This is a genomic window from Halomonas sp. BMC6, from assembly GCF_964204995.1.
Taxonomy (GTDB): domain Bacteria; phylum Pseudomonadota; class Gammaproteobacteria; order Pseudomonadales; family Halomonadaceae; genus Vreelandella.
This window is the reverse complement of record NZ_CAXNSH010000001.1, coordinates 3,107,018-3,122,798: the sequence shown is the minus strand read 5'-3', so window position 1 is coordinate 3,122,798 and position 15,781 is coordinate 3,107,018. Positions and strand designations below refer to the sequence as shown.

18 protein-coding genes are annotated in these 15,781 nt (G+C 57.9%); 10 read left to right on the top strand and 8 right to left on the bottom strand.

The window, feature by feature from the left end; genetic code table 11:
• Nucleotides 1-37: 37 nt before the first annotated feature.
• Nucleotides 38-865, bottom strand: a complete 828-nt coding sequence (xthA, locus tag AB6K10_RS15280) for an exodeoxyribonuclease III (protein ID WP_285263365.1) — start codon at nucleotides 863-865, stop codon at nucleotides 38-40.
• On the bottom strand, nucleotides 865-1,113 hold the full coding sequence (locus tag AB6K10_RS15275; RefSeq protein ID WP_339119225.1) for a hypothetical protein: 249 nt from the start codon (nucleotides 1,111-1,113) through the stop codon (nucleotides 865-867). The genes xthA and AB6K10_RS15275 overlap by 1 nt, the downstream gene beginning before the upstream one ends.
• Before the next feature lie 145 nt (nucleotides 1,114-1,258).
• Here AB6K10_RS15275 and rhlB point away from each other — a divergent pair, with 145 nt between their 5' ends.
• Both rhlB and dinG read left to right on the top strand, forming a co-directional pair.
• A complete protein-coding gene (rhlB, locus tag AB6K10_RS15270; RefSeq protein WP_159342490.1) occupies nucleotides 1,259-2,533 on the top strand; it encodes an ATP-dependent RNA helicase RhlB in 1,275 nt (424 codons plus the stop codon).
• Nucleotides 2,534-2,538: 5 nt separating this feature from the next.
• Entirely contained in the window at nucleotides 2,539-4,668 is a 2,130-nt protein-coding gene (dinG, locus tag AB6K10_RS15265; protein ID WP_159342489.1) for an ATP-dependent DNA helicase DinG, read from the top strand.
• A gap of 83 nt (nucleotides 4,669-4,751) precedes the next feature.
• On the opposite strand, the gene AB6K10_RS15260 is transcribed toward dinG, so the two are convergent.
• Entirely contained in the window at nucleotides 4,752-5,828 is a 1,077-nt protein-coding gene (locus AB6K10_RS15260) for a 3-deoxy-7-phosphoheptulonate synthase (RefSeq protein WP_253016057.1), read from the bottom strand.
• 354 nt (nucleotides 5,829-6,182) lie between these two features.
• On the opposite strand from AB6K10_RS15260, the gene rpoE reads away from it, so the two are divergent.
• The 8 genes from rpoE to AB6K10_RS15220 all read left to right on the top strand — a co-directional run bounded on the left by rpoE (nucleotide 6,183) and on the right by AB6K10_RS15220 (nucleotide 13,297).
• The gene (rpoE, locus tag AB6K10_RS15255; protein ID WP_159342487.1) at nucleotides 6,183-6,782 is read left to right on the top strand and encodes an RNA polymerase sigma factor RpoE; all 600 of its coding nucleotides are present in this window, start codon (nucleotides 6,183-6,185) and stop codon (nucleotides 6,780-6,782) included.
• Between the two features lie 240 nt (nucleotides 6,783-7,022).
• On the top strand, nucleotides 7,023-7,757 hold the full coding sequence (locus tag AB6K10_RS15250; protein ID WP_339119224.1) for a sigma-E factor negative regulatory protein: 735 nt from the start codon (nucleotides 7,023-7,025) through the stop codon (nucleotides 7,755-7,757).
• A 94-nt stretch (nucleotides 7,758-7,851) separates the two neighbouring features.
• On the top strand, nucleotides 7,852-8,769 hold the full coding sequence (locus tag AB6K10_RS15245) for a MucB/RseB C-terminal domain-containing protein (RefSeq protein ID WP_339119223.1): 918 nt from the start codon (nucleotides 7,852-7,854) through the stop codon (nucleotides 8,767-8,769).
• A gap of 2 nt (nucleotides 8,770-8,771) precedes the next feature.
• Entirely contained in the window at nucleotides 8,772-9,227 is a 456-nt protein-coding gene (locus AB6K10_RS15240) for a SoxR reducing system RseC family protein (RefSeq protein WP_339119222.1), read from the top strand.
• Nucleotides 9,228-9,293: 66 nt separating this feature from the next.
• Nucleotides 9,294-10,706, top strand: a complete 1,413-nt coding sequence (locus tag AB6K10_RS15235) for a DegQ family serine endoprotease (protein ID WP_339119221.1) — start codon at nucleotides 9,294-9,296, stop codon at nucleotides 10,704-10,706.
• Nucleotides 10,707-11,151: 445 nt separating this feature from the next.
• Nucleotides 11,152-12,375 carry a site-specific integrase gene (locus AB6K10_RS15230; RefSeq protein WP_339119220.1) on the top strand — a complete coding sequence of 408 codons (1,224 nt, stop codon included), beginning with the start codon at nucleotides 11,152-11,154 and terminating at the stop codon, nucleotides 12,373-12,375.
• Nucleotides 12,376-12,561: 186 nt separating this feature from the next.
• Nucleotides 12,562-13,026: a thermonuclease family protein gene (locus tag AB6K10_RS15225; protein WP_339119219.1), complete on the top strand. Its 465-nt coding sequence runs from the start codon at nucleotides 12,562-12,564 to the stop codon at nucleotides 13,024-13,026.
• On the top strand, nucleotides 13,016-13,297 hold the full coding sequence (locus AB6K10_RS15220) for a hypothetical protein (RefSeq protein ID WP_339119218.1): 282 nt from the start codon (nucleotides 13,016-13,018) through the stop codon (nucleotides 13,295-13,297). The genes AB6K10_RS15225 and AB6K10_RS15220 overlap by 11 nt, the downstream gene beginning before the upstream one ends.
• Nucleotides 13,298-13,365: 68 nt before the next feature.
• Here AB6K10_RS15220 and AB6K10_RS15215 read toward each other — a convergent pair whose 3' ends face one another.
• The 5 genes from AB6K10_RS15215 to AB6K10_RS15195 are packed head-to-tail and all read right to left on the bottom strand — an operon-like array spanning nucleotide 13,366 to nucleotide 15,780.
• Nucleotides 13,366-13,791, bottom strand: coding sequence for a hypothetical protein (locus tag AB6K10_RS15215; protein ID WP_339119217.1), 426 nt, complete (start codon nucleotides 13,789-13,791; stop codon nucleotides 13,366-13,368).
• Nucleotides 13,788-14,108, bottom strand: a complete 321-nt coding sequence (locus AB6K10_RS15210; protein ID WP_339119216.1) for a hypothetical protein — start codon at nucleotides 14,106-14,108, stop codon at nucleotides 13,788-13,790. The genes AB6K10_RS15215 and AB6K10_RS15210 overlap by 4 nt, the downstream gene beginning before the upstream one ends.
• A 10-nt stretch (nucleotides 14,109-14,118) precedes the next feature.
• The gene (locus AB6K10_RS15205; protein ID WP_339119215.1) at nucleotides 14,119-15,066 is read right to left on the bottom strand and encodes a hypothetical protein; all 948 of its coding nucleotides are present in this window, start codon (nucleotides 15,064-15,066) and stop codon (nucleotides 14,119-14,121) included.
• A complete protein-coding gene (locus AB6K10_RS15200; protein WP_339119214.1) occupies nucleotides 15,063-15,422 on the bottom strand; it encodes a hypothetical protein in 360 nt (119 codons plus the stop codon). Before AB6K10_RS15200 ends, AB6K10_RS15205 begins: the two co-directional genes overlap by 4 nt.
• Complete coding sequence (locus AB6K10_RS15195) at nucleotides 15,409-15,780, bottom strand: hypothetical protein (protein ID WP_339119213.1); 372 nt, start codon at nucleotides 15,778-15,780, stop codon at nucleotides 15,409-15,411. Before AB6K10_RS15195 ends, AB6K10_RS15200 begins: the two co-directional genes overlap by 14 nt.
• Nucleotide 15,781: the final 1 nt, after the last annotated feature.

Here is a 15,781-nt window from a genome sequence, read left to right as displayed (position 1 = left end):
AGCGGGCGCCGGTGGTGAGCCTCCGGCGCTTGCAGCTTCATGGGCGGAGTGTGACTGAAAAGTCGCTCCAGGTGGGGGCGTGGTCCGATGGGCGCTCCATGGCCCGCAGCGGATAGTCGATACCCGCATCGGTCACGCAGTCGGCCAAGGGCTTTGAAACTAGGATGTAGTCGATGCGAAGACCGCGCTTCGGCTCTCGGTCAAAGCCTTTTGAGCGATAGTCGAACCAGCTAAACCACTCGTCATTTTGCGGGTGGCACAGACGGTAGCTGTCGCTCAGCCCCCACGCTTTGATGCCTTCCAGCCATTCGCGCTCGATGGGCTGGAAGCTGGTTTTGCCCTCCCGCAGCCAGCGCTTCCGGTTGGCCTCGCCTATGCCGATATCCTGATCTTCAGGTGAGATATTGAAATCACCCATGACCGCCAGTCGCTCTTCGGGAGCGTGCTGAGTATTGAGCAGGTTGGCGAGCTGTTGATAAAAGCGCGCTTTGTGCGGAAACTTAGTGGGGTGATCGACGCTTTCGCCTTGAGGGAAGTAGCCGTTCCATACCGTGACCGGCTCGCCGTCTTCCGCGAGCAATTTGACGCCAATCATGCGCCGCTGGGCATCGTCGTCGTCATCGGGAAAGCCGTAAAACACTGCTTGCGGCTGTTGACGGCACAGCAGTGCAACGCCGTAATGGCCTTTTTGGCCATAGTAAAAAACGTGATAGCCCATGGCTTCTACGTCGGCCACGGGGAATTCGCTGTCCTGTACTTTGGTTTCTTGAAGGCCGATGACATCGGGCTGTTGGGTATCGATCAGCGCTTGAAGCTGGTGCAGCCGTGCCCGAATCCCATTGATATTGAACGAAACCAAACGCATCAAGACGGCTCTCCTGGTGAGTGATCGCCCCCTTTGTCAGGATGGATGGTGATCGTTTGGCCGCTTTGCTGGCGCGCCAATTTGCGCACGGCCTGAAGCTTACGCTGCTGCTGCTTTTTGGCAACGAAGCGGCGCGACGAGGTCACTTGATCAGGATTCTCATGGCGCCACTTTTTATAATCTTTGCGGCGACCAGTGCGGATCGTCACTTTATCCGCCAATGAACGAGTCTTTTTCTTACGCGTCATGTCGCGCTCCTTAGGTTAATGTATGCCTCATTCTAACAGGCTAGCGTGCTCCTTCGACACCAGGGCGCGCTCTTATCGCCAACCCCTGGTACAATGCGCACTTCGTGATGCCTAACATCCACAGCAATGGACAGATACACAGCCTATGAGCGAGTCGGAACAGACCACAGCATCGGCCCAGAACCGCAAGCCTAAACGTCGCCGTCGGAAACCGCGTCGTCGTCAGTCGAACTGGGATCTTCGTCAGTTTCAGGTGCCCGCCGTCGCCGGCAAGTGGCGCTTCCATGACTTTGATCTGCCGCTGCCTTTGATGCGCGCGATACATGCTCAGGGGTTCGAGTACTGCACGCCCATTCAAGCGGAAGCGCTGCGCCACACCCTGTTAGGTGGCGACATCGTCGGTAAAGCGCAGACGGGCACCGGTAAAACCGCCGCCTTTTTGATCTCTGTCATGGCTTACTTCCTCGAAGAGCCGACGCCGGATGGTCAAAAGCCGGGGGCTCCCCGTGCGCTGATCATTGCGCCGACCCGTGAGCTGGCGCTGCAAATCGAGAAAGACGCCAAGGCACTTGCGCGTTTCACTCAGCTCAACGTCGCCAGCGTCGTGGGCGGTATGGATTACCAAAAACAGCGCGAAAGCCTGGGTAAGAAGATCGATATCCTGGTCGCGACGCCAGGGCGTCTGCTGGACTTCCACCAGAAACGCGATATCGACCTCTCCGAAACCGAAGTGCTGGTGCTCGACGAAGCGGATCGAATGCTTTCCATGGGGTTCATTCCCGATGTGAAGCGCATCATTCGTTACACGCCAAAGAAAGAGGAGCGTCAAACGTTCCTATTCTCGGCCACCTTCACGGACGATATTCTCAATCTGGCGAGTCAGTGGACGCTCAATCCGGCGCATGTCGAGATCGAGGTGACCGTCGAGAATCAGGCGGATATCGATCAGCGTGTTTACCTCGTTTCCGACGACGACAAACAGCGGCTGCTGGTGAAGCTACTGGAGCAGGAGAGCTTCGAGCGTGTCATGGTGTTCGGTAACCGCCGGGATCTCGTGCGCAAACTCGACGACCTGCTGAAAAAAGCCGGGGTCAGTGCGGCCATGCTGTCTGGTGATGTACCGCAGAATCAGCGCATCAAGACGTTGGAAAGCTTCCGCGAAGGGGAGGTGCAGGTGCTGGTAGCCACCGACGTGGCCGGCCGTGGCATTCATATCGAAGATGTGAGTCACGTCATCAACTACACGCTGCCCGAAGATCCGGAAGATTATGTTCACCGCATCGGTCGTACCGGCCGTGCAGGGGCCAAAGGCGTGTCGATCAGCTTCGTGGGCGAAGAGGACGCGTTCTCCTTGCCAGAGATTGAGCGCTATATCAACGGTAAGCTGCCCTGCGAACACCCGCCGGAAGGTATGCTGTAATTCGAATGCTGAATGACGCGCTAAAAAACGATATTCAGCAGGCTTACCGTAACGTGGTGGAGAAGCTCGAGCTCACACCCCGTTACGGGCAGCGCTTGATGATCGCCGAAATCGCCCGAACGCTGGGGGACATCGAGTGCGACAGCGAAGGAAAGCGCGTTAGCGATAGTCATGTGTGCGTGCTGGAGGCCGGTACCGGCACGGGCAAAACACTGGCGTATCTCATTGCGGGGCTGCCCATCGCCAAGGCACAGGGCAAACGGCTCATCGTGTCGACGGCCACCGTGGCCCTTCAAGAGCAGGTGCTCAACCAAGATTTACCTTCACTGGCGAGCCATAGCGGCGTGGCCTTTCGCTACGCGCTAGCCAAAGGACGCGGACGTTACGTTTGCGTGGCTAGGCTGGATCAAGCTTTGGAGGGCAGTGAGCCCAACCCAACGCTGTCGCTGTTCGAGCAGTCGTTGCAAGCCGATAGCAGCGACTTCAACGTCCTGGCGACCGATATGGCCGACGCCTACGGGAAGGGCGATTGGGAAGGCGACCGCGATACCTGGCCGGTGTCGATCGAGGACGCGCACTGGCGACAGCTGACGGTCGACCACCGCCAGTGCACCGGTCGCCGCTGCGGCCACTTCGGTGCCTGCGCCTTTTTCCGCTCGCGTCGAGAGCTGGAGAATGCTGACGTTATCGTCGCCAATCACGATCTCGTGTTGGCGGACTTGGCGCTTGGTGGCGGTGCCATTTTGCCGGACCCCGCTGACTGCATCTTTATCTTCGACGAAGGCCACCACCTGCCGGACAAAGCGCTATCGCACTTTGCCCACCGCTTTGCCGTGCACGGCTGTCTGCGCTGGTTGAAAACTCTGAAAAGTAGTTTGACGGATTTGCACCAGGGGCTGGCGGTTCAACCCACCATTGCCCGACTGCTGGCCGGGTTGCCCGAACTGCTGCATGGATTGGAGCCCGCGCTGGGCGACGTGTTTAGCATGGGGCATCAGCTTGCTGGACGGGAAAACGGCCTTGCCGATGAAGAGGCTAGCCACCAGCAGCGTTTTGAGAAAGGCCAAGTGCCTGAGGCGTTGCGGGAACAGGCGCAACAGCTGCTTGTCATGTTTGCCACTCTCTCAAGAAGTTTGGAGAGTATCAGCGATATCTTGCGTGAAAGCCTCGACCCGGATAAGCAAACCGGTTTGGACCGTGATCAAGCCGAGGCCTGGCTGCCGCTGATGGCACTCCTTCACGGCCGCGCACTGGATGCCCACGCCTTATGGCAAGCGTTCAGCGAGCAGGATGCTCCCAATGCCCCACCGAGCGCGCGCTGGATAACCCTTAGCCGTGTGGCGGGGGAGCCGGAGATCGAGTTTTCGGCCAGCCCCGTGTCGGCCGCGCACACGCTTGCCAAGCATTTGTGGGGCCGCTGCCACGGGGCCGTGGTGACCTCCGCCACGTTAACGGCGCTGGGCCGCTTCGAGCGGTTGCAAGAGCGCGCCGGATTGGCAAACCGATACCGCTATCAGGCGCTGCCCAGCCCGTTTGACTATGCCAACGCCGTCTTACGAGTGCCCGCCGAGGCGACGGACCCTAGCGACCGGGAAGCGCATGAGCGTGCGATCGTGAGCTTTGTGTCACAGCTCGGCGAGGAGGAGGCGGCGCTGGTGCTGTTTTCCTCTCGTGCCCAGCTGCGCGCGGTCGAAAAAGCGCTGCCTGCCGCGGCAAAAGAGCGCATCTTGGCCCAAGACGCACTGCCCAAACGAGAGCTCATCGAGCGACACAGAGCAGCGGTGGATGGTGGCAAGGGGAGCGTGATTTTTGGCTTGGCAAGTTTCGCCGAAGGGATCGATTTGCCGGGGGATTACCTCACCCATGTGGTGATTACCCGGCTACCGTTTGCCGTGCCCGATGATCCGGTGGGGGCGACGCTGGCAGAATGGATCGAGAGTCAGGGCGGCAATCCCTTCATGCGTATCAGCGTGCCGGATGCGTCGATCAAGCTCGTGCAAGCATGTGGCCGTTTGATCCGAAAAGAGAGTGATCGCGGGGTAATTACCTTGCTGGATCGCCGTGTGATCACGCGGCGCTATGGTCAGGCATTGTTGGATGCACTGCCGCCTTTCAAGCGGGATATACAGGCGTAGTCGATAGATCGCGTTAGGGGATGGGAAACGAACACGTCCCGGCGAGCGGCAGCCCGGCGGGACGTTTTGATGGCAGGTGCGCGTTATTGAGCGGTGCGCTTGGCCAAAACGGACGCGAGCTTTTCGTTCATGCGAGTGAACGTCTCGACGGTAGTATCCCAATCAATGCAGGCGTCGGTGATCGATACGCCGTACTGCAGCTGGCTCAAATCGGCCGGTACTTTTTGATTGCCCCAACCAATGTTGGATTCCACCATCAAGCCGATGATGGAGGTATTGCCTTCCAAAATCTGGTTGGTGACGTTTTCCAGTACCAGCGGCTGCAGGGCGGCGTCTTTATTCGAGTTGGCGTGTGAGCAGTCGATCATGATGTTGGCCGAGAGGTTGGCTTTTTTCAGCTCTTTCTCTGCCAGTGCGACACTCACGCTGTCGTAGTTAGGCTTGCCGTTACCGCCGCGCAGTACCACATGACCGTAGGCATTGCCTCGGGTGCGGATGATGGCGACCTGACCGGCCTGGTTGATGCCCAAGAAGTTATGCGGGTTCGCCACGGACTGCAGCGCGTTGATCGCTACGTCCAGGCTACCGTCGGTGCCGTTTTTGAAACCGACGGGGCAGGAGAGGCCGGAGGCCATTTCGCGGTGCGTTTGGGACTCGGTGGTGCGAGCGCCAATGGCCGACCAGCTAATGCAGTCTTGCAGGTACTGAGGCGAGATTGGGTCAAGCGCCTCGGTGGCCAACGGTAGCCCCATTTCCGCCAGGTCGACCAGCAGTTTACGGGCAATGTGCAGCCCTTCGTCAATTTCGAAAGAGTCGTTCAGGTGCGGGTCGTTGATCAACCCTTTCCAGCCCACGGTCGTCCGCGGCTTTTCGAAATAGACGCGCATCACGATATACAAACTGTCGCTGACCTGGTCCGCTAGCGTACGCAGGCGGCGCGCATAATCCAGCGCTGCTTCGACGTCGTGAATGGAGCAGGGGCCAACGACCACCAGCAAACGCGGATCCTTGCCATCCAGAATGTTTTGGATGGTTTGGCGACCCTCGATTACCGAGCGCTCGGCGCTTTCCGTGAGGGGGATAGCACTCTTCAGTGCGTCGGGCGTGGTAAGAACATCCTGGGCCAGGACGTTAAGGTTACTAACCTGTTGATCTGACATCTTGCTACCTGTGCGTGCGCGATGGGCGAAAAGTGGCCACTACTATGGCGCGTCACGGTGGTAAAAATCAATTGTTACGGAACTTTGCATTAAGGAAAAATGTCAGCCTCAGGGTTTTTAAGAAAGGGGGTAAGCGCTTGATGCGCTGCTAAGAACGCGTAACACTAGATGACATTGGCGCAAGCTCATTTGCGCACCACCACCGAGGGGTAGGCCAAGGTCGCCTGCCGATGTCCTCCATGAAAATTAACAGATGCCCAAGGGACGCTATGCTGCTCGCTGTGAAGGCCCGAACACTAGGGCGACAAAGAAACAATGCTCGGCGCGATGCGTACGAGCAGAAGGAGCGTGTGAATGGGCACTCGTGAAACGGACCAACAGCTGGTTGAGCGTGCTCAGAAAGGTGACACACGTGCTTTTGATCTGCTGGTGAAGAAGTACCAGCACAAAATCATCGGTTTGATTGGGCGTTACGTGCACGACCATGCGGAAGTGCAGGACGTTGCGCAGGAAGCCTTCATTAAAGCCTATCGGGCACTGGGTAAGTTTCGAGCGGAGAGCGCGTTCTATACCTGGATGTACCGCATCGCTATCAATACGGCCAAGAACCACTTGGTGTCTCGCGGTCGTCGGCCGCCCGGCAGTGACTTGGATATCGTTGATGCGGAAATCGTCGATCAAAGCGGTCGCTTGGCGGATGCCGAGTCACCCGAGGCGTCTATTGCCCGCGACCAGCTGGAAGCGGCTGTCTTCGAAGCGATCGAAAAGCTACCTGACGATTTGCGGACGGCCATTACGCTACGCGAGTTGGACGGGTTGGCTTACGAAGATATTGCGCAAGTCATGCAGTGCCCGGTAGGGACCGTTCGCTCGCGCATTTTTCGCGCGCGGGAGGCCGTCGATGAGCATATTCGCCCGCTGGTCACCACGGCTCGCAACAGTCGAGACGAATGAGCCGCGTCCAATGAATCGGGCGCAGGCGTCACAAATATTTACGTTTTTGCGTTTTTAGTGAACTGTCTGGCAAGTGAAGCGTCATAGAGGCTGTCTAGCATGATCGCGTTAAACCATCGCATTGCCATGCGCTGGCGATGGTTGAGTAACAGGGTCTTGGCCTGCGAGGTTTTGCGGCTAAAACACGCATGAGCCGTGTGGTCGCTGAGCTTCTTCTAACACAGTGTGAGGGTGTGAAGTATGAGTCAAAACACACGGGAATCACTTTCAGCATTAATGGACAACGAAAGTGATGAGCTTGAATTGCGCCGAGTGTTGAAATCACTACCTGACGATGCCGATGCGGCAGAGACATGGCGTCGCTACCATTTGGCACGCAGCATGATGCAGCGCGAGCGCAGCGTCGATGTCAGTGTCGATCTATCGGCAGGCATCCTGGCGCGCCTCAACGAAGAGCCTGCCCCGGTGATGGAGAGTGAAACGGTCGCTGCCCCTGCCCGCGCCGGTGGCATCTCCTTTGCCCGTGGTGCTGGTGTCGCGGCTGCCGTTTCGCTGATGGTCATTACCGGCGTTCAGTTCTTTAGCGGTAACGGCTCGACCGGCACTGCTCAGCCAGGTAGCAACACGGTCGCCTCGCAGTCCAGCGTGGGGGCTCAAGTGCAGCCGGTCAATTTGGGCGCCTCGCAGCCTGCATCAATGATGTCGTCTGAAATGCCCATGTTCGAGCCGACGCCTTTTCGTATCAACGGCCAGTCGGGCAATGGCGGCTTGATGAATATCAGCGAATCGGGCTTCTCAACGCCGATGGCACCGCAAGGCACGATGGCCCAGCAAGCCACAGCGATCGATGTAGATCAACTGCGCATGTTGCAATCGTACCTAGAGCAGCATGCTCAGGGAGCAGCCAACGGCAGTGGCGACAGCTGGATGCCACTGATGCGTTCATCGGTGACCGAGCCATTGGGTCAGCGGTAGTTCGCTAACGCGTTTTGAACCTCATCGTGACGTAAGAGGCTGTTTGATCGGTATGGCGACTGCTAGAAAAAGCTTTTGTGGAGTCCCGCTGGCGTTGGCGTGGGGTCTGGTCGTTGTAAGCCTGGCTCCCTCCTCGGTCAACGCGGATGCGCAGCCCGCCATTGCCTGTTCGGCCGTTGCCGACGAGTCGGTGCCCGACTCTGCCCAGGCATGGTTAGCGCGTAGCATGGTGGCAGGGCACTGCTATGATTTTCAGGCACGTGCGGTCACCATCGATGCGCTGGGTGTCAGAACGCTGGCGCTATCCCATCGCATTCGAGAGGGCGTGCGTCAGCAGGTCGTACAGCATTTGGATGGGCCTTCCGTCAGTATCGAGCGCCGCTCCATTGCAGGCTATATGGCGAGTTTTACTCCCGAAGAGGGTGGCGAGCTCAGCGCCTCGCAAGCCTGGGCGGAACACGTCGCCTCTCATTATGATATTTCCCTCCAAGACGATGCGCGTGTCGCTGGACGTGACGCGGTGGAGCTGCGTTTTTCCCCTCGCGATCAGCAGCGTTATCTGCACGCATGGTGGGTCGATAAATCGACAGGGCTGCTGCTCAAGCATGTCATGAGCGACCACCAAGAGCGTGTACTAGAAACCTTTCAAATTACCCAGCTTCAGTCGCCTTCGCTTTATGAGGGCAATGTCGCTGGCGATGTGAGCACCGAGCGTCCGTCTCACTCATGGCAAGTCGATTGGCTGCCCGAGGGCTTCATTGCCCAACCACAGGAGCCAGGGCAAGCGGTCACGAATCAACGGGTCTATAGCGATGGTCTGGCAGCGGTGAGCCTCTTCGTCAGCCCTGTCGAGCAACCCATGCTCGAAGAGGGCGTACACCGATTGGGCGTCTCCACGGCAGCGATTTCGTTGGTGTCCGAGGGTGAGCAGCGCTGGCAGCTGGTCGGCGTTGGTGAGCTGCCGCCAGATATGCTGCAGCGTATCGTGCAATCCGTCCGTATAGCGCCCTAGCCATGGCACACTCTGACACTGGAGGCGAGCCGCTATTCAGAACGGGCAGTGTAGTAGGGCATACCGAGACCGGGGTGATCGTCGATGTCTCCCTAGCTAACGCTTGTCAGCAGTGCGCCGAGGGACGTGGTTGCGGTATGGGATTACTAGCCCGCCGCCAACAGCAGCGCATCACTGTACTTCCTTCCCCCTCGCCCCTTTCACACCACGCAGCGTATCCCTTAGGTAGCACCGTCACGATTGCGCTGCCCAAGCATCAAGTCAGCCACCTAACGCTGTTGATCTATGCCGTGCCGCTGTTCCTGGCGATGCTGGCGGCAGGGTTGGCCTCGCTGCTTGGAGGGCGTGAATGGCTATGTGTGATGCTGTTCTTTGGTACCTTGATGTGCAGCGTATTGACCCTTAAATACCTAATGCGCGGGCGGATGGAACGCTTCCGGCCGCGCTTGGTCAGTTAGTTGTTCCGTAGCTCGCTAAGAGTTGCACTCCCTTCGTTTCGTATCTGCTTGACTAGGAGCTGTTGCATGAAGCGCTTGGTTCTCCCCTCGACACTATGGATATGCTTGGTCGCGATGTTCTTGATCGGCCAACATGCCCATGCGCAAACGCTGCCCGATTTCACTGAGCTGGTAGAAGACGCCGCCCCGGGCGTCGTCAATATTTCCACGAGTCGAACGGTCCAGCGAAGCCCGGCCCTACAGGGGTTTGGCAATCAGGAAATCCCCGAAATATTCCGTCACTTCTTTGGCGATAGCTTTCCCACGCCTCCCGGCAGTGGTAGCGGCGGTGGTCGTAGTCAAGAGCGCCAATCGCTCGGCTCGGGGTTCATCATCAGTGCCGATGGCTATGTGATGACCAATGCGCACGTGGTGCAGGATGCCGATGAAATTCTAGTGCGCCTCAACGACCGTCGTGAATTGCCCGCCGAACTGATTGGTAGCGATGCGCAAACCGATGTGGCGCTGCTGAAAATCGACGCCAATAACTTGCCGGTGCTGAATTTGGGCGATTCCGACGAGTTGAAAGTGGGGGCGTGGGTCGCGGCCATTGGCTCTCCGTTTGGGTTCGATCACTCGGTGACGGCAGGGATCGTGAGCGCGATCAACCGCACCTTGCCGCGTGATGCTTACGTGCCGTTCATTCAAACCGATGTCGCCATTAACCCCGGCAACTCCGGTGGCCCGCTGTTTAATCTGGAAGGCGAAGTCATCGGTATCAATTCGCAAATCTTTACCCGTAGTGGCGGCTTCATGGGGCTCTCGTTCGCCATTCCCATCAACGTCGCCATGGATGTGGCTGACCAACTTCGTGAAGACGGTCGCGTGAATCGCGGTTGGTTGGGCGTGATGATCCAACCCGTCTCGCAGGACTTGGCCGAGTCGTTCGGTATGAGTGAAGCGATTGGAGCACTGATTGCCGATTTAGACCCAGAAGGACCGGCGGCTCAAGGTGGTTTGCAAGCAGGTGACGTGATCCTCGAAGTCAACGGCGAAGAAGTGGATCGCTCCAGCACGCTGCCCCGTCTGATTGGTCGCGTGGCACCGGGAGACGATGTCGAACTCACGCTGATGCGTGATGGCGAGCAGGTATCGGAAACCGTCGAGCTGGGTAACTGGCCAGATATGCAAGCGTCCGCTTCGGCATCGGGCAGCGACAATCAAGTGCGCTTGGGCGTGGCCGTTGCAGAAATCGACCAAGCCACCCGTGAGCGTTTGGGGATCAATGGCGGCGTTGAGGTGCGTCAGGTCGAGCCGGACAGCGTTGCGGCGCAGGCAGGGCTTCGCGCTGGCGATATCCTGGTGAGTATCGACCATCGCAGTGTCGCATCGGCGGACGAGCTAATGCGTATCGTCGAAGCGCTGCCTAACGATCGGGCGATTCCAGTGCGTTTGTATCGCGATGGTCGCTCTCTATTCGTCGCGCTTCGCCTCGAATAATCTGTACGCCACTCCCTCCAGTCCGGCGGTTCTCGCCGGACTGCTGTTCCTATCCCGCGCATATCGCTACAATGGCGCTTATCTTTTGATGAACTTTGGCAATGCAGTGGTGCGGTTTCCGTTTTTCGCCCTTCGGCCCAGCGCCGCAACACCTACGCTTGCGTACCAATAAGGCAGAACACACTCGATGTCTCATGACGTTTCCAGCGGAAAGCTCAAGCATATTCGCAATTTCTCCATCATTGCCCACATCGACAACTAGCTTCGCCGCACTGCCTTACACTGCCCAGCACTACACCCCGCCTGATAGCCGTAAAACCTCACTCTTTCGCAAGTCTGCGCCGCACTGAGCAGCGCAGAGAATTGCAGCAATGCACTAGAAATATGTACTTGCCCGTGTACATACTGTGACCCTTCATCGAAATATGCTGGGGAGCATGTACACATGGCGTTAACTGACGCTTGGCTGAAATCCGTCTACAGGAAGGCGCGGCCGCGCGCTATCGAAAAAGCCGACCGCGATGGCATGGGCGCCCGGGTTACTCCGGCTGGCAAAGTGGTGTTTCAGCTCCGATTCCGCTACCAGGGCAAAGCCGCCCGCATGGACCTTGGCTCTTACCCGGCGATGAGCCTGAAAGAGGCTCGGGACGAAGCCATCAAGCGACGAGGCCAGCTAGAGCAAGGCCACGACCCGAGGACGCAAAAGCGCGTCGAGCAGGCGGCGATCGCCACGGCGCACACGAACGAAACCCTGGTGCGCGAATGGCACGAGCGATACTGCAAGCCCAACAAAGTGGGCGCTGACGAAATACTGCGCTCGTTTGAGCTTCACGTATTCCCAAAGCTGGGGGCGCTGCCTGCTGATAGCACCAGCCTGATGCAGTGGATGGACTTGCTAGAGCCGCTAGCCGACCTAAAGCCGCGTATCGCAGAGCGAGTGCTGGCCAATATGAAGCAGGCGCATAAATGGGGCGCTCGCAGAGGGCTGATAGACAACCAGCCCCTTGCCGCTATTAGCGCGACAGATGATCTTATGGTGAACCGTAAGCGGACGGCTGGCAGAGCGCTAAGCAACGAGGAAATAGCGGTGCTGTGGCATGCCATGGAGCGATCGCGCATGGCGACCCGCTCTAAGCTGTTGGTGAAGTTGGTGCTGCTGTTTGGCTGTCGGCCTGGGGAAATAGCGCAGGCAAGGCGAGGGGAGTTTGATTTTCAGCAGGGCGTCTGGACGATACCGCCAGAGCGGCACAAGACCGGCAAGGCGACTGGACGGCCGCTCAAGCGCCCAATCATTGATGAAATGGCGCCGCTGATTAAAGAGGCGATGACGCTATCTCACAATCCCGAGCTACTGTTCAGCGGCGAAACCTCGGCGAAGCCGCTCGGGCACAGTTCGATTCTCAGCTACCCGTACAACATCATGGGTGTGGCCGAGAAACAGCTAAAGCAGCCTATGGCGCACTGGTCGACGTACGACCTGCGCAAGACGGCGCGGACAAACTGGTCAACCTTGGCCGAGCCGCATGTGTGTGAACTCATGCTGGGTCACGTACTGCCAGGAGTGTGGCAGGTATACGACCGGCACGACTATCTTGAAGAGCAGGCCGACGCTTACCGCAAGTGGTATGCTCGAGTAATGGGGATTGTGAGAAATAATTTAGAGGATTGAACCAATGCGATACGAGATCGGAGACGTGCTTCATGTCCCTTCCAAGCAACTTTTTCACCTTGGTGAGCAGTTGAAGCCAGGATCCAAGTTTCAAGCAACTGACCTTGAGGACATTAAGGACAATGACGGTAACACTATCATATTCCAGTCCTATCGCTTGCGGGTTGATGAAGTGCTAGAGGACGAATGCATCTGCACTGTCGTTGCCTAATCAGGTTGCTAGCCGTATCAGCCGTCCTGTTCTCGTTTCCAGTCTTAGCCGACTACGGCAGCGTTCGCGTTGACGAGGTAGCCGCGGTATACGATGGCGATACCTTCACGGCCACGATCAACGACTGGCCACCTGTAATTGGTGAGCGGATCAAAGTTCGGATCAGCGGCATCAATGCTCCGGAGCGCCGCAGCCGCTGCGACACCGAAGCCGAGAAAGAGCGGGAGAGAGAGCTGGCTGCGAAGGCGCGCATCTATCTAGTCGAGTGGCTGCGTGGCGCTGAGACGATAGAGCTTCGCCGCATCGAGCGCGGCTCGTTCTTTCGCATCATTGCCGAGGTATGGGCAGACGGCGAGAGCGTGGGGCAGGGGATGCTAGAGGCGGGGCACGCGCTGCCCTATGTTACTGGTCAGTCAGGGCAGGCGTGGTGTGGACTATAAAGCGACGCTATGGCGAAAAGCGCTCGAGCGCCGAGGTTGGAAGCGGCTGGACAAATACAAGCTGCCGAACGACCTCATCGATTTTCACGTCATTCACCGCGGCCAATTGTACTCAGGCCGGTGCATCGGCGCTTACCCGGTCGGGGATTTCACCCAGCCGGGTAGCATCGCCTATGTGATCGGCCGCCGTGATTTGATGACAGAGGGTGTTTGGCGGCTGTCGAACGGCGGGCAGATCGGGATGAATGCCCGCGATCTGCCTTATAGCTGAGCCAGAGACAATATTCAGGCACAAAAAAACCGCTCAAAGCGGCCCGTGTGCGTTTGCGCGTTAACGCCCTACCACTCGATAGCGTTCGCCGCTTCCTCCGTTTCAGCCGCCCGCACCGCTTTAACCAGCCGATGCCGCTTCCCCGTCAACTGCTGGAACAATGTGAACTGATTAGCTTTGATCACCACCGCTTCGCACAACTCAGCCAGCGTCTCAGTGCCATCGTCGCCATTACGCCCTAGCAGAATGTTATCCAGCACTGGAGTTGCCGGGGCATCGCCTTGCGGGGCTGCGTGCCACTCAAGGTAGGCCCGTGCCTCGCGGTTCTGCTCTGTCCACGACTGCTGCTCGACCTCGGGATATTCGCGGATCAACGGCTCCGCTTCGGCAGTGTAGGCGTCGTTGATCTCGCGGATTTTGGCCGCCTGGGCCTCTGCTAAAAGCTCGGCGTCGGTTTTGGGCAGCGTGACTTCGGCGTCTTGTAACCAGCTCATTCTGTCGGCTCCTGCTCAATTTCGGGCACTACGTCATATAGCGGTAGCTCAATCGGTCCGTAGTGGTTTTCCAGCACGATGGGCGCGGGGAATCGCGTTTCGTACGGCGCGTTACCCCCGTGGCCCAAGCGGATTGTACATTCGTACTCGTTGTCGTTGCGCTTTATAGTGCCCAGAACGGGGTGTTGTGCGGTTGCGCCATCAGGCAGCTCAGACAAATCGTAGTCTACGCCGTTGACGGTTAGTACCGTACTTGAGAGCGAGGCGGCGGTTTCTTCGTCACTACGGACTGGTGATAAATTTAGTGTTAGTTTCATATTGTTCTCCTTAATACCAGCGTCCGATGTGAGTTACGATAATACCGGAAGTACTTGCGGTAGAGATGTGATTTCTAAGCCGCACTGTTGCGGTTAGGTTAGATTCGCACCGTGCTCGCCCTTCACTGGTAATTACCGATGACCCTGATGCGTTTTGGGCGTAAGTAAAGCCGCTTTCGTATGTCGATAAGGTGACGGTGGGTAGGTCTAACGTAGGGCTGCTGGTGCTATTTGCGTCCAGAGTAACTTCATTAGCTATAGTGGACATGATTACCGTACCATCCGCAAACTTCGTGTACTCCCCGTTAGCATTACTTCCCCGCTCAATAACCGCCCCAGTAGGTGCGCCGCCAGACTGAGAGACAGCCCCCACCATATTACCTGTTGTTATAAATTCTGTCGCAGGACTCCACTCACTGGAATTTCTGTGAGACATAAAGAGGCGCGGGCTGTTTGGGAAAAGTAAGGCAAGCGGCCTCGTGCCACGATTAACTAAAACACCCCCATAGCTGTTATCGGAAAGGCCGATTTCTGAAAAATCAGAATTAGCGAAATTAAAAAACTGACTGGGTGATGATGTCGAAAAAGCTTCCCCAAATGATGTATTTTCATGGGTTTGGTTTGCCAAACCTAACCCAAACGCACCCTGTGCCATCAAAGCCCCAGAGCCGCCCACCACCCCGCGCCCACCCAATGTATCAACCAAACTCTGCACCTGGGCACGATCAGGAAACTCAGCAATCAGTTCAGCGCTACTGCCCTGGCGACGGTACAGGCGCATATAAGCGCCGCCACCAGGCACACTAAAATATTTGCCGTCAGCAACGGCCTGCCGCCCTTCGGTGATCGTCGAGTAAATGGCATTGAGGCCCATCGCTGCGTCGCGGAACCGCGTTACCTCGCTAATGAGGTTGGCGATCTGCACGTTGGCGTTGGCTAAATCCTGCTCTGCGCTCATAGCGCCTCCTTAAATTCGTGGTAGATGCGGTGCATGGCGGCGGCGGTCGCCGCGTTGCGCACCGCCGCTTTGGCGGTGATGCGGGCTAGCTCGATGCGGTTGATGTGCTGCTGCCAGCGGTGGTGGTTGCGCAGTACGGCGTTGCGTACGGTGTCGGCATCAGTCCCTAGTGCCTTGGCTTCGGCTTTGAGTAAAGGCCCGCCACCTGCCTTGGCCTCTGTCAGCTTTTCCCGGTACACCTCTGCCAAGGTCGGGTCGATGTGACGCGCCGCCGCCGCAGCGTTGTCGATCAACGCCAGGTAGTGCGCTTCGGCATCGTCGCGGCTAGCGAACGTGTGCGCGTTAAGCGTCGTCAACGGTCACCTCCTCGACGCGGTCCAGGTACTCGATGTGGCCGCTTAACCGGATCTCATACGTGCCGGGTAGGTCGTACGTGATCACTAGGGGGGTGCCGTCGGTCACGGTATCCATGCCGTTGGTGGCCACGGTAAGGCCAGCGGGCAGGCCCGCCAGCGTGACTTTCAGCGCCTCAATACCCTGGTGCATTTCAAGCGGGCGTTTGGGCTGAATCTCACCTGTGGCCACGTCGACGTAGTGGGTGTCGTCGCGCACGGTGTCATCGCACGCGACGTAGAGATATGGGCCTTTAGAGACCCATGCGATACGCCCGCTGGGTTCAGCGACGGCATAGCGATGCTCTATGATGTCATCCATA